This is a genomic window from Syntrophomonas wolfei subsp. wolfei str. Goettingen G311, assembly GCF_000014725.1.
Classification (GTDB): Bacteria; Bacillota; Syntrophomonadia; order Syntrophomonadales; family Syntrophomonadaceae; genus Syntrophomonas; species Syntrophomonas wolfei.
Genome location: NC_008346.1, coordinates 803,199 through 816,807 on the forward strand (window position 1 = coordinate 803,199; position 13,609 = coordinate 816,807).

Consider the following 13,609-nt stretch of genomic DNA (forward strand, 5'->3'; position numbering starts at 1 on the left):
AAGGGAAGACGATGGAACTGTCCCCGTGTCTTACCCGGCCCAGTGTTCATGGGGCCAGAGCCGACTTGAGGCCCCGCCAGGGGCCGAAAGCGGTCCTGTCCCTGTGGACACCGCTAGAAGGACGCGAAGCACTCTGGCGGAGCTGGATTTAAGAAAATCAAGATCCTGTTCCCTTGTCCCCATCGAATTACCATCAAAGTAAAGGAGAACTGGCAATGCCCGAAAAAGACTATTTCGTCCATGAATCCAGCTACATAGATGAACCCTGCCAGATCGGCAAAGGCACAAAGATATGGCATTTCTCCCATATCATGCAGAACTCCCAAATCGGCGAAAACTGCAACATCGGCCAGAATGTAGTCATATCTCCCGGGGTAGTCTTGGGGAACGGAGTAAAAGTACAAAATAATGTATCGATCTATACCGGGGTAATATGTGAAGACGATGTATTCTTAGGCCCTTCCTGCGTCTTCACCAATGTCATCAATCCCCGCAGCTTCATAGAGCGTAAAGATGAGTTTAAAAGCATTTTGATAAAAAAAGGAGCCACCATCGGAGCCAATGCCACCATCATCTGTGGGCACACCATAGGACGCTATGCCCTGATCGGCGCTGGCGCCGTAGTCAGCAAAGATGTACCCGATTACGCCCTGCTGGTCGGCAACCCGAGCCGAATCATAGGCTATGTTTGCCAATGCGGCCAGCGCCTAACCTTCAATGAAGCAGGACAAGCCCAATGCCCCTCCTGCGATGAGAGATATATCTTTAGTAAGGAGTCAGGGGTGAGGGGTAAGGAGTGAGAAGTCATCACCAGTTAGAGGCTTGGAAAGGCGCGAAGCGCCCCCTCACCCCTTACTTCATAAAGAAAGGATATAGGCAATGAAACAAACCTTGCTAAACAAAATAAACTCTAAACAAATCATCGTCGGCGTGGTCGGTCTGGGCTATGTAGGCCTGCCCCTGGCCGTCGAAAAAGCCAAAGCTGGCTACAAAACCATCGGCTTTGATGTCCAGAATGCCAAAGTTGACATGGTCAACCAGGGCATCAATTACATAGGCGATGTAGTAGACAGCGAACTGAAAGACCTGGTTGAAAACGGCCTGCTGTCCGCTACCTGTGACTTCTCCTTCGTCAAAGATGTAGATTTCATAGCCATAGCCGTTCCTACCCCCCTGGACGAATACCAGCAGCCTGATATAAGCTATGTCAGGGATTCTACTATAGCGGTAGCTAAATACATAAAAAAAGGCAGCATGGTAGTATTAGAATCCACCACCTACCCCGGTACCACCGAAGAACTAATGCTGCCCATACTGGAGCAGGGTTCCGGCCTAAAATGCGGAGAAGATTTCTACCTGGCCTTCTCCCCCGAGCGGGTAGACCCCGGTAACCTCATCTACCAGACCAAAAACACCCCCAAGGTAGTTGGTGGAGTAGGTAAAGACGCTACCGAGGTAATCGCCGCCATGTATCGCAATGTACTCGAAGGCGAAGTATTCGAAGCATCCTCCCCCCGAATCGCCGAAATGGAAAAAATCCTGGAAAATACCTATCGCAATGTAAACATCGGACTTATCAACGAATTAACCATGCTATGCAATAAAATGGACATAAACATCTGGGAGGTAATCGAAGCCGCCAAAACCAAACCCTTCGGCTTTACCCCCTTCTACCCCGGTCCCGGCCTGGGCGGGCACTGCATCCCCCTGGACCCCTATTACCTATCCTGGAAAGCCCGGGAATATGGCTTCCATACCTCCATGATCGAAGCATCCATGATGGTAAACGACCGTATGCCTGAATACACCGTAGAACGCGCCGGCAAAATCTTAAACCGCTTTAAGAAAGCCCTGAACGGCTCTAAAGTCCTCATATTAGGCGTAGCCTATAAAGGAGACATAGATGACTACCGCGAAAGCCCGGCCATAAAGGTCATTGAAGAGTTCGAGAAAGTTGGTTCCGAAGTCGAGTACTACGACCCCTTCGTCAAAGAATACCAGGATCGCGGCCATACAAAAAAAGGTCTTTCCGAACTGACCGCCGAAATAATTCAAAATGTTGATTTAGTAGTTATAACCACCAACCATACCCGAGGAATCGACTACAACTTCGTGCAACAGAATGCCAAATACATATTCGACACCAAAAACGCCATGAAAGATATACTAAATCGAGAGAATGTAGAACTACTTTAGGGAAAAAGGAGAAAACTGTGATAAAAATAGGATTGATTGGCTGCGGAAGAATCTCCAAAAACCACTTCGAGGCTATCGCCCAGCAACCCGATGCCCAATGCATCGCTTGCTGCGACATAATCGAAGACCGCGCCCAAGAAGCAGCACAACAACACAATATCCCCACCTGGACAACAAGCTATGACCAGATGTTATCAGACACTAATATAGACCTGATCTCCATTTGCACCCCCTCAGGCCTCCACCCCGAGCACGGCATCCAGGCCGCCAAAGCCGGCAAACACGTGCTCACCGAAAAACCCATGGCATGCAGGCTAGCAGAAGCAGATGAACTCATAAAAGCCTGTGACGAAGCTGGAGTAAAACTATTCGTAGTGCTCCAAAACCGCCTCAACCCCAGCATCCAACTAGTCAGAAGAGCCTTCGAAGAAGGCCGCTTCGGCCAAATATACATGATAACCTCCAACATCTTCTGGACCCGTCCCCAGGACTATTACGACATGGCCACCTGGCGTGGCACCTGGAAACTCGATGGCGGAGCCTTCATGAACCAGGCTGCACATTATGTAGATATGGTACAATGGTTCGGCGGCCCTACAGAAGAAGTAAAGTCTATAACCGCAACCCTGGCTCGAAATATCGAAGCTGAAGACACTGGTTCAGCTATAATCCGCTTTCAAGGTGGCACTATCGGAAGTATAAATGTAACCATGCTTACCTACCCAAAAAATTTGGAAGGATCTATAACAATACTAGGAGAAAAAGGAACCGTTTGCATAAGCGGTGTAGCCATGAACAAAATAGAGCACTGGGAATTTACAGACCATCAGCCATATGATTTAGAATTGGAAAAAGCCAATACACACCCGAGCTCAGTCTACGGTTTTGGCCATAGATTGTATTATAAAGATGTTATCAAATGTTTATTAGAAAAATCTGAGCCAATTAGTAATGGAGTGGAAGGGAGAAAGTCATTATATTTACTTGAACAAATATATAGTAGCAGTGGTTAGTACTTCTTGGCTTTAAATCATACATATTTCAATATTATAATAAAATCTTCATATGTAAATTAGTTTCTTAGAATATAGTGTATATGATTATGATAAAGACATATTTATAAAAATTTTTAAACATTTAGGAATCGAAACCTCTTCTTAGCTCGAGAAAAACACCGATTCCTACAGTGAAAGTTGAGAAATAGACTTAGGAGGCAAGGTGAAAATGTCTTTCTCCTGTTCTTCTCACCTCAAGTCTAAAGGAGTTGAAGGTAATGAAAACCGTAATAGTAACTGGTGCTGCAGGGTTCATCGGTAGTAAGGTATCTAAAGAACTACTAAAACAGGGTTATACCGTTATCGGGATAGATAATCTAAATGACTATTATGATGTACAGATCAAGTATTGGCGCCTTGCCACCCTAAAAGAAGAAAACAAATTTGTACTTTATACAGCAGATGTAGAAAACATTGAAGCTATAAGATTTATATTTAAGTTTCATCAACCGGACGCCGTTATTAATCTTGCTGCACGAGCAGGTGTAAGGTATAGTATGGAAAATCCCCATATATATATGACGACCAATGCTCATGGGACATTAAATCTTCTAGAACTCTGTAAGGAATTTGGAGTAAGGAAGTTTGTATTAGCATCTACCTCTTCTTTATATGCAGGACAAGAAATGCCGTTTAAAGAAGAATTACCTGTAAATACTCCTATTTCTCCATATGCAGCATCTAAGAAAGCAGCAGAAATGATGGCATATACCTACCATTATTTATATGGACTTGATATAACTGTTTTTAGATATTTTACAGTTTATGGTCCAGCAGGACGTCCAGATATGAGTATTTTTCGTTTTATAAAGTGGATCATGGAAGGAACTCCTTTGCAGGTTTTCGGTGATGGTAGTCAACGTAGGGATTTTACTTATGTGGATGATATTGCCCGGGGGACTGTTTTAGGATTAAAGCCTATGGGATATGAAATTATTAATTTGGGTAATAGTAATCCAGATACGTTATCCAAGACTATAGAGTTAATTGAAGAGTACACTGGAAAAAAAACTGAAATTCAATATAAAGAGTTTCATAAGGCTGATATTTCAGCTACATGGGCAAACATAAGTAAAGCACAAAATTTATTAGGATGGCAAGCAAAGACTAACTTACCGGAAGGAATAAAGAGAACAGTTCAGTGGATGAAAGATAATTGGGAGTGGATCCAAAGTATAAAACTATTATGAGTATGGCGTCTTCTTTTGTTAGATATGAGGGTTTTACAAAATTCAAAAAAACAGTACACATATCTTTTGAAAGTACAATATATAGTATTATTATCTTCTTATGTCCGCTATATATTGAACGAATTTCACGCAAAAGTTTATTATGCAAAAGTCCCAGATATATGTGTTATTAAACTAAAGAGGATTTTACATCGACAATACGATTATTATATCGGGAGATGGTAAAAAGTTTTGAATAAAGTTGATGTAGCCATAATTGGTGCCGGAGTGGTGGGACTGGCTATAGCCTGGAAGATTGCAAGCAAAACAGGAAAAACAGTAGTTGTAATAGAGCGCAATAACAAATACGGTCAAGAAATATCCAGCCGGAACAGTGAAGTTATTCACTCTGGTTTATACTATTCTCCGTCTATGTTGAAGACCCAGCTTTGTGTACGGGGTAATAGTTTATTATATGAGTTCTGTGAACAAAGAAATGTTGCACATTATCGGCGAGGCAAAATACTTGTGGCGCTTAACCAGGGCGAAGAGGAGCAACTTGATGCTCTGTACAATAACGCGTTATCAAACACAGTAAGCGTAAATCGTTTAACTGGAAGAAAAGTCTTAGAAATGGAACCAGAAGTTTTAGCCTATTCTGGACTATACTTTCCTAATACGGGTACAGTGGATGTACATGAGTTGATGCAGGCCCTATTCTTTGAAGGTCGGCAGGCTGGTGTAGTTTACCTTTTTTACTCAATTGTAAAGGAAGCAGTATATACCGGAAGCGGTTACGAAATAGGGACTCAGCGAGAGACAATACATGCGCAGAATGTTATTAACTGTGCTGGTTTGGGAGCAGAAACAATTGCACAATTAATAGGAATAGACACAATAAAGAGTGGATATCACTTGCACCCCTGTAAAGGAGATTACTTCAAAATAAAGCGCAAGCTAAAGATTCAACATCTAGTATATTCGGTTCCTACTTCCAATAGCCTGGGCATTCATTTAAGCATGGATAGGGAAGGATATTTACGCCTGGGACCGAATGCTTATTATGTTGAAGATTTAAATTACTCGGTAAATGAAAGCCATGGTACTGAGTTTTTTCAGGCAGCACGACAATATATACCCTCATTAAAAATGGAAGATCTTATGCCTGATTTTGCCGGAATTAGACCGAAAATTCAAGGCCCTGGAGAGGAAATGAAGGATTTTGTAATCAAGGATGAGAGTGACCCGGGATATCCCGGGTGGATAAACCTTATTGGTATAGAATCCCCTGGGCTAACCTCTTGTTTGGCTATCGGGGACTATGTCAAAGAATTAATATAAAATAATTTGAAATAATTATTTAATCACTTGAGACTTTTGCACATTAGTTAAGACCCAAAATAATGGGATTTTAGTCGTACAGAAAAAGGACTTCACCCCCATTTTGCCGAATTAATAAGTGACAAAACAAATAACCCGTAGGAGGCGAAGTCACTTATGAATATTCGACAGAACTGTATTTTCTCCTTTGAGGACGCATTAAAAATACAACCAAAATCAAGGCTTGAGAAAATAATTAACACCCTTGATCTAAAACCAGTTCTTTGCAAATTAGATAAACCTGGCGAGATAAAAGTTAGACCAAAACCATACCCAGCCTATGCGATGTTAAATGCCCTGATAGCTATGAGACTAGAGAACATGGGTACCTTTACTCAACTGGTTGAACGACTTACTTATGATCCTCATCTACGGTATGTTTGCGGTTTTGAACCATTTGGTACCGCGCCTAGCAAATCATGTTTTAGCCGGTTTTATTCAAAACTTGCTCAGAGCGGTTGTTTAGAAACATTATTTACTTCCCTGGTTAAACAAGCAGAGGAAATGGGCCTTCTTGATCTTAGTTCAGTAGCAATTGACGCTACCAAGGTAGAAGCTTATGAAAAGTCCGTTCCCCGCAAGAATATCATCCAGAATGGTAATGCCGCTGATTGGGGTATTAAGAGTGATACCAACGGCAACCCTATCAAGTGGTTTGGCTACAAGCTCCATATTGGCACCGATGTAAAGTCCGGGCTTCCCATAGCAATGAAGGTAACACCGGCCAATTGTTCTGATTCCAGTGTAGCTTTGGAGTTGGTTGAGAAATGTTGTGCCAATACTCAGTCCAAAATAGTTTACTTCCTGATGGATGCTGGCTATGACCACCGTGAAATATATTCTGTAATCAGAGATAAATACCACGCCCAAGCTATCATTGCCCTGAATAAGCGGGGTGCTAAACAACCTCCAGAAGGTTTTGATTGGGATGGAACTCCCATCTGTTCTGCCAGGTATCGGATGGTGTACTGGGGTTCCTATCAGGGAGTAAACAAGTTTAGATGTCCTCATATTATGGGTAAATGCGACTGTCCTTTTGGCTCCGCCTGGTGTTCTGATAGCAACTATAGAATGGTGGTAAAAACTAAAGTTAAAGACGATCCCAGGTTATTTTCAAGTCCCCACCGGGGCTCTGCTAACTGGCAGAAGCAATATAATTTGAGAACCTACTCAGAACGCTGTTTCAGCCGTTTTAAGGAAAACTTGGGTTTAGAAGACGGGCTAAACGTTAGAAAAATAACTAAGGTTGAAACCCACGCTTATCTCTGTGCTATAACTATGATTGCAGCTGTAATAGCAATAAACCAAGACAGCAGTACTAGATCATCAGCAGCATAATATTTTATCAGTTTTTTAGGAACTATCCCTTTAAAGGGAGGAGTATGCCCAATTACTGAAATTATTTATTAACGAATGTAACTAGATTGACTAACTGTAATTTACTGTAAAGCGGCGGCGCTGTGTTACTCAAATATTTGCTTTTGCTATATGGATTTTTTTGAGTTATGCAAAAGTCTCAATTAGTTTTTAAATAAGAAAAATAAGAAAGGAGTTAATTATGGATATTAAAGGCAAACGGTTTCTGGTGATAGGCGGAGCGGGACTAATAGGCTCCCATACCGTAGACGAACTTTGTAAGGAAGATGTAGGGGAAATAATAATATATGATAACTTCAGCCGGGGCAGAATCGAGAATTCAACTAATGCCATGAGAGACCCTCGGGTTAAGATATTTGACCTGGGCGGAGAACTCCTGCATAGAGATATACTTGATATGGCTATGAAGAACATTGATGGAGTATTTCATTTCGCTGCCCTCTGGTTGCTCCACTGTTACGACTACCCCCGTTCCGCTTTTGAAGTAAATATTGGTGGAACCTTCAATGTCTTGGAAGCCTGTATCAATAACGGAGTAAAACGCCTGGTCTATTCCTCTTCCGCATCCGTTTACGGAGATGCCGTAGAAGAACCCATGACCGAAGACCACCCCTATAATAACAACAATTTCTATGGGGCCACCAAAATTGCCGGAGAGCATATGGCCAGAGCCTTATACCACAGATACAAGGGAGAAAGTAATTTTAATTATGTAGGTCTTCGTTATATGAATGTATATGGCCCCCGTCAGGATTATCGCGGTACCTATGTAGCAGTAATAATGAAAATATTGGATCGTCTCGACAAAGGGCTGCCGCCGGTGGTTTTCGGTGACGGTTCCCAGGCATATGATTTTGTTTATGTCGGTGATTGTGCCCGCGCCAATGTTTGCGCTATGAAAGCTGACAGCACCGATAGCTTCTATAATGTAGGTACCGGTATACGCACTACTATCAAAGAATTAGCGGAACTGGTATTGGAAATAACCGGATCAGACCAGAAAATCAAGTACGAACCCCAGGGACTTACCTTTGTAAAAAACCGTATCGGTTCACCGGTAAAAGCTGAACAGGAAATAAATTTTAAGGCGCAGATGCCTCTGCGCGAAGGCCTCATAAAGCTCATCGAATGGCGCAATGCCCATAAGGCAGAGGTAGAACAGCGCAGGAAAGAAGCAGGGGTTAGCGATGAATAAGCGTAAAATGATTCAGATTGCCACTCCTAAAATGGGAGAAGAAGAATGGCAGGCATTACGAGAACCAATTGAAACCGGATGGCTCACCCAGGGCCCAAAAGTAGCCGCCTTTGAAAATGAATTTGCCCGGTATCATCAGGTAAAACATGCCTTGGCAACTACTAGCTGTACAACAGCTTTACACTTGGCACTTTTGGCTGTAGGGGTAAAAACAGGTGATGCGGTTATCGTTCCCTCTTTTACCTGGGTGGCCACTGCCAACGCAGTGGAGTACTGCGGGGGAATACCGGTATTTTGTGATATAGACCCCTATACCTATAACATTGATCCGGCCAGTGCCAGGACGAAAATTGAAGAATCAATTAAAAAAGGCCTAAAGGTTACGGCCATTATTCCGGTACATCTTTTCGGCCTCTATGCCGATATGGAGGCAATACTTGAACTGGCCGGAGAATATAACCTGAAAGTAGTGGAAGACGCGGCCTGTGCCTCCGGAGCATTATACCATGGCAAGACGGCGGGAACTTTGGGTGATGTAGGCTGCTTTTCCTTCCATCCCCGCAAAGTTCTGGTTACCGGTGAAGGTGGGATGTGTACCACCAATGATGATGAGTTGGCCATAAGGATTAACTGTCTGCGAAATCATGGGGCGTCAGTATCCGAAGAGCAGCGACATCACGGCAATGCCCCCTATTTACTGCCCGAATTTAATGTTCTGGGTTACAACTATAGAATGACCGATTTACAGGGTGCTCTTGGTTTAATACAGTTAAAACGGCTGGAAGGATTTATTTCCGAAAGAGATTATTGGGCAAGGTATTATGACCAGAAATTAGCCGGATTGGAATGGCTAAGAATCCCGGCCCGTCCTGAAGGATGTAAGGTATCTTGGCAGGCTTATGTTTGTATGGTGGATGAAAAAAAGGCACCTTTGAGCCGGAATCGCCTGATGGAATACTTGCAGGAAAACGGCATATCAACCCGACCAGGAACCCAAGCGGTTCACATGTTGGGGTATTACCAGGATAAATATAATCTACGGGATGAGGATTATCCTATAGCGAAAGATGTATATGAGCATAGCATTGCCCTGCCCCTGCATAATTGCATGCAGGCAGAGGATTATAAATATATAATAAGTATTCTAAGGAGATTGTAAAGATGTGCGGCATAGCCGGAGTATTTAACTTAAATGGTGAACCAGTATCACCGGTAACCTTACGCAAAATGACTGATATTATAGCCCATCGGGGGCCTGATGGCGAAGGATTCTATATTGACAGCTTTATCGGCCTGGGTCATCGCCGGTTGGCAATACTAGATTTATCTCCGGCAGGACATCAGCCCATGGTGAGCGATGATAAAAACTTTGCCATAAGTTATGATGGAAAAATTTATAATTTCCAGGATTTGCGGAGTGAATTAGAAAAATGCGGTCACAGCTTTAGATCCCGAACCGATACTGAGGTAGTGTTGCACGCATATATGGAATGGGGAGAAAAATGCGTTCACCGTTTTAACGGTATGTTTGCCTTTGCCATATGGGATCGTACCCGGCAGGAATTATTCCTGGCCCGCGACCGTTATGGCATTAAACCCATTTACTATTGTTTTGCAGATAATAAATTCATTTTCGCCTCCGAGCAAAAAGCTATCTTAACTCATCCCAGTGTACATAAAGAAATAGATAAGGAAGCTTTGCTGGAGTATTTCACCTTTCAAAATATTTTTACTGACAAGACATTGATAAAAGGCATATATCTTTTCCCACCTGCATCGTGGAGCAGAGTTGAGTTAGGCCGGCAGCAATCTTCCCTGTCACCGGTACAATACTGGGATTATGATTTCAGGGAACCGGAACAGGCAGTCGATGAGCAGGAATATCTGGAGGAACTGGATCGACTATTTACCCAGGCAGTGAAGCGACAATTGCTAAGCGATGTGGAAATAGGTTCTTATCTAAGTGGAGGAATGGATTCAGGCTCCATTACTGCCATTGCCGCAAAACATTTGCCCTACATAAAAACCTTTACATGTGGCTTTGATTTGAATTCAGCTTCAGGTTTGGAACTGGGTTTTGACGAACGGGAAAAAGCAGAATATATGTCATACCTTTTTAAGACTGAGCACTACGAAATGGTACTTAAAGCCGGAGATATGGAAAGAGTCATGCCGAGTTTGGCCTGGCACCTGGAAGAACCCAGGGTGGGTCAGAGCTACCCGAATTTCTATGCCGCCCAATTAGCCTCCAAGTTCGTTAAGGTAGTCCTGTCCGGTGGTGGTGGGGATGAACTCTTTGGAGGATATCCCTGGCGTTATTACCGGGCTGTGGTAAACGATGATTTTGAAAACTATATCGACAAGTACTATGCATTCTGGCAGCGGCTAATACCTAATCAGGCCATAAGCAGGGTATTCAAACCCATCTGGAATGATGTAAGCCGTGTATGGACCAGGGATATATTCCGAGATGTTTTTAAGAATCGTAAGGAGCAATTGAATAGCCCGGAGGACTATGTAAATCATTCTCTTTATTTCGAAGCCCGCACCTTTTTACATGGTTTATTGGTAGTGGAAGATAAACTGAGCATGGCCCACAGCCTGGAAACCAGAGCACCGTTTCTTGATAATGATTTGGTGGATTTCGCCATGCAGATTCCGGTATCCATGAAATTACGCAACTTATCGGAAGTGGTACGCTTAAATGAAAATGAACCAGGATCCAAGACGAAGAAATACTTTGAAAAAACCAACGATGGCAAATTGCTGCTCAGAAAAATGATGGAACGCTACATCCCTGCACAAATAACAGATGCAGAAAAGCAGGGATTTTCTGCCCCTGATGCCTCTTGGTTTAAAGGTGAGAGCATCGAGTATGTAAAGCGAACCCTATTTGCTCCCAATGCCAAGATATATGATTATTTGGATTATACGTACGTAAAAAACTTGATGGAAGAACATCTATCAGGCAGGGTTAACCAGAGACTTTTTATCTGGTCACTTTTGAATTTTGAATACTATTGTCAACATAATTTTAAGTAAGCGAGGTTTAGATATGTTTTGGGCAAAAGAAATGGGTGTTGATTTATATGCAGATGGAATGAGTATTGAGATTAATGGTATAAAATATAAAATTGCAGATGGAATACTACGGCAAGAACTGGTTTACTCTTCAGATCAAAGCCAAAAGATTCTTTTGGCTTTAAATGGAATTTAAGAGATACGTATGAATCTGATAAAGTACAATTACAAGCTAAAAATTGGTTAATAGAGCGGTATTTTAATGGAAAAGCAAATCAATTAGACTTATTACTTTCCAGGGGAACCAAAGTATTAGACGCAGGTTGTGGTAGTGGTTTTTCGGCTTTACTCTTATTCAGAAAACATCTCAATGATATTTATTATTTAGGTGCCGATATTTCAAATTCAGTTGATATTGCCAAAATGAGGTTTGAAGAAGCAGGGTGCCATGGCGAATTTATTCAGGCAGATTTAACCAAACTACCATTTTCAGAGCCCAAGTTTGATGTAATATTTTCTGAGGGGGTATTACATCATACTGACTCAACGGAAAAAGCTATAAAGTATTTAACAACGCTCCTTATACCGGGAGGGCATTTTTTATTTTATGTTTATAAAACGAAGGCTCCAATTCGTGAATTTACAGATGATTATGTAAGGAATCAGTTAATTAATATGGATGATTCCCAGGCATGGAATGAATTGCGAAGTTTAACGCTTCTAGGAAAGATATTGGGTGATCTTAATATTGAAGTTGAAATACCAGAACCTATATTGCTTTTAGGGATACCTGCGGGGAGGATTAATATTCAGAGGCTGTTTTATTGGTACATATGTAAAGCATTTTATAATCCGGAATGGACGATTGATGAAATGAATCATGTTAATTTTGATTGGTACCGACCCTTAAATTGCCATAGACATACGCCTGAAGAAATAATGACTTGGTGTAATCAAGCGGGTTTAAAGATTGAGCGAATGAATGTCCAGGAAGCGGGAATAACTGTGGTAGCAAAAAAGGAATAAAAAGTAGTTATGCGTTATTGATGGCAATAAAAGGTATAAAGAAACCTGTCTATTCACATACAGTTATTTTGATTCTTTCTTTAGGAGAATCCGCCTTAGTTAAAGGGGTAGTAGTATTTGATGAGAAAAATATCTAATCTTTCTAGGACTGAAAAATTGATTAAGAATGCAATTAATTTATTTGAGCTGGATTTAAAGGGGATTTCGGTACTAACTGAAACTGCTTCTGGCCCATTCGTAACAACATGTCTAATTGCTGCCGTTGCGGGAGCGGATCAAGTTTTTGCAGTAACTCGTGATTCACGATATGGAAAAGCTCAGGAAGTAATTGAATATACGATGAGGTTAGCTAAATTTCTAAATATTCAAAATCGCATTACTATCTCAGATGATGATTCTTCAAAATACGCACGGTACGCTAATATAGTTACTAATTTAGGATTTGTAAGACCAATAAATAAGACACTGATAGAATTGTTACCCCGGGATTCAGCCATTAGTTTGATGTGGGAACCGTGGGAATTTAGGCAGGAAGACGTAGATTTGGAAGCTTGCAAACAAAAAGGAATCCCAGTTTTGGGGACTTGTGAAACACATCCCCAATTGCTGATATTCAGGTATGTAGGTATGTTGGCATTGAAATTATTATTAGAGGAAGATATTGAAGTTTTCCGCTCTACAATACTCGTTGTGGGGTCTGGTCATTTTGGGATAGAAATAATGAAAGTTATGCAAGCCAATGAGGCGAAAGCTATACTCTTCGATCCTTTACAGGACGAAATATCATATGAATTGAAGGGGTTTATCAGCCAATGTGATGCTATAGTAATTGCTGAACATAAAGCTAGATTCTCTGTAATAGGCGGGGAAACGGGTATACCTGTAAATTGGATTCATTCCAGTACAACTATAATTCATATATGTGGCGAAATAGATTATATAAGTTTGGAGGAAAATGAAATATTGAAAATGCCGCCACGAAAGGTAATGCCGGGATTTATGACAGTTACCACAGATTATGTAGGCCCTCGCCCGGTAATTGATCTACATACAGCCGGTCTTAAGGTTGGCGAAGAAATGGTAAGAGGTATGAGGGTGACGGGTGACTATGAACAAGCTATACAATACGCATTAAAAAATAGTCTGGTAATGGATTTTTAAGGAGTTTCTTTAGTAACCCCATGAGCTAT

General features: G+C 41.8%; 12 protein-coding genes. All 12 read left to right on the forward strand.

All coding sequences use genetic code 11. From position 1 onward, the window contains the following. Positions 1 to 215 precede the first annotated feature (215 nt). The 12 genes from SWOL_RS03560 (at position 216) to SWOL_RS03610 (ending at position 13,580) form a co-directional block, all read left to right on the forward strand. On the forward strand, positions 216 to 800 hold the full coding sequence (locus SWOL_RS03560) for an acyltransferase (RefSeq protein WP_011640133.1): 585 nt from the start codon (positions 216 to 218) through the stop codon (positions 798 to 800). 79 nt (positions 801 to 879) lie between these two features. Then, complete coding sequence (locus SWOL_RS03565) at positions 880 to 2,196, forward strand: nucleotide sugar dehydrogenase (protein WP_011640134.1); 1,317 nt, start codon at positions 880 to 882, stop codon at positions 2,194 to 2,196. A 17-nt stretch (positions 2,197 to 2,213) separates the two neighbouring features. Further along, the gene (locus tag SWOL_RS03570; RefSeq protein WP_011640135.1) at positions 2,214 to 3,209 is read left to right on the forward strand and encodes a Gfo/Idh/MocA family protein; all 996 of its coding nucleotides are present in this window, start codon (positions 2,214 to 2,216) and stop codon (positions 3,207 to 3,209) included. Between the two features lie 260 nt (positions 3,210 to 3,469). Next, the gene (locus tag SWOL_RS03575; protein ID WP_011640136.1) at positions 3,470 to 4,441 is read left to right on the forward strand and encodes an NAD-dependent epimerase; all 972 of its coding nucleotides are present in this window, start codon (positions 3,470 to 3,472) and stop codon (positions 4,439 to 4,441) included. Positions 4,442 to 4,672: 231 nt separating this feature from the next. Beyond that, positions 4,673 to 5,761, forward strand: coding sequence for an NAD(P)/FAD-dependent oxidoreductase (locus tag SWOL_RS03580; protein WP_011640137.1), 1,089 nt, complete (start codon positions 4,673 to 4,675; stop codon positions 5,759 to 5,761). A gap of 156 nt (positions 5,762 to 5,917) precedes the next feature. Next, positions 5,918 to 7,138 carry a transposase gene (locus SWOL_RS03585; RefSeq protein WP_011640138.1) on the forward strand — a complete coding sequence of 407 codons (1,221 nt, stop codon included), beginning with the start codon at positions 5,918 to 5,920 and terminating at the stop codon, positions 7,136 to 7,138. Positions 7,139 to 7,358: 220 nt separating this feature from the next. Next, on the forward strand, positions 7,359 to 8,372 hold the full coding sequence (locus SWOL_RS03590; protein ID WP_011640139.1) for an NAD-dependent epimerase/dehydratase family protein: 1,014 nt from the start codon (positions 7,359 to 7,361) through the stop codon (positions 8,370 to 8,372). Further along, positions 8,365 to 9,531 (forward strand): DegT/DnrJ/EryC1/StrS family aminotransferase, encoded by a 1,167-nt coding sequence (locus SWOL_RS03595; protein WP_011640140.1) that lies wholly within the window; start codon positions 8,365 to 8,367, stop codon positions 9,529 to 9,531. Before SWOL_RS03590 ends, SWOL_RS03595 begins: the two co-directional genes overlap by 8 nt. 2 nt (positions 9,532 to 9,533) lie before the next feature. Next, entirely contained in the window at positions 9,534 to 11,414 is a 1,881-nt protein-coding gene (gene asnB / locus SWOL_RS03600) for an asparagine synthase (glutamine-hydrolyzing) (RefSeq protein WP_011640141.1), read from the forward strand. 13 nt (positions 11,415 to 11,427) lie between these two features. Next, complete coding sequence (locus SWOL_RS14210) at positions 11,428 to 11,589, forward strand: hypothetical protein (protein WP_155814121.1); 162 nt, start codon at positions 11,428 to 11,430, stop codon at positions 11,587 to 11,589. Positions 11,590 to 11,639: 50 nt separating this feature from the next. Beyond that, positions 11,640 to 12,419 carry a class I SAM-dependent methyltransferase gene (locus SWOL_RS03605; RefSeq protein WP_081424771.1) on the forward strand — a complete coding sequence of 260 codons (780 nt, stop codon included), beginning with the start codon at positions 11,640 to 11,642 and terminating at the stop codon, positions 12,417 to 12,419. Positions 12,420 to 12,539: 120 nt separating this feature from the next. Then, a complete protein-coding gene (locus tag SWOL_RS03610; protein ID WP_011640143.1) occupies positions 12,540 to 13,580 on the forward strand; it encodes a hypothetical protein in 1,041 nt (346 codons plus the stop codon). The last annotated feature ends 29 nt before the right edge of the window (positions 13,581 to 13,609 follow it).